General features: G+C 56.6%; 1 protein-coding gene. It reads left to right on the forward strand.

Going from position 1 to position 686, the window contains the following annotated elements; genetic code table 11:
• The coding region (locus tag ACTHUR_RS14505; protein ID WP_440399279.1) for an AAA family ATPase at nt 1-686 on the forward strand (686 nt) is incomplete at both ends.

The following is a 686-nucleotide window of genomic DNA, read 5'->3' on the forward strand; positions in this document are numbered from 1 at the left end:
GCCGAAGATCAACGCGATGCTCTGAAAAAATACACGCTCGACCTGACCCAGCGCGCCCGCGACGGCAAACTTGACCCCGTTATCGGCCGCGACGACGAAATCCGCCGCGCAATTCAGGTGCTGCAACGCCGAACCAAAAACAACCCAGTGTTGATCGGCGAGCCGGGTGTGGGTAAAACCGCCATCGTCGAAGGCTTGGCGCAACGCATCGTCAATGGCGAAGTGCCTGAATCCCTACGCAACAAACGCCTGCTGGTTTTGGATTTGGCGGCATTGATTGCCGGTGCGAAATACCGCGGCGAATTTGAAGAACGCTTGAAAGGCGTGTTGAACGATTTGGCGAAAGACGACGGCAACACCCTGATTTTCATCGACGAAATCCATACTTTGGTCGGCGCAGGCAAAACCGACGGCGCAATGGACGCGGGCAATATGTTGAAACCGGCTTTGGCGCGCGGCGAACTGCACTGCATCGGCGCGACCACCTTGGACGAATACCGCCAATACATCGAAAAAGACGCGGCACTCGAACGCCGCTTCCAAAAAGTATTGGTCGGCGAACCCAGCGTGGAAGACACCATCGCCATCTTGCGCGGTTTGCAGGAGCGCTATGAAATTCATCATGGCATCGACATCACTGACCCCGCCATCGTTGCCGCCGCAGAATTGAGCGACCGCTACATTAC

This window comes from Neisseria sp. P0021.S007, assembly GCF_051956855.1.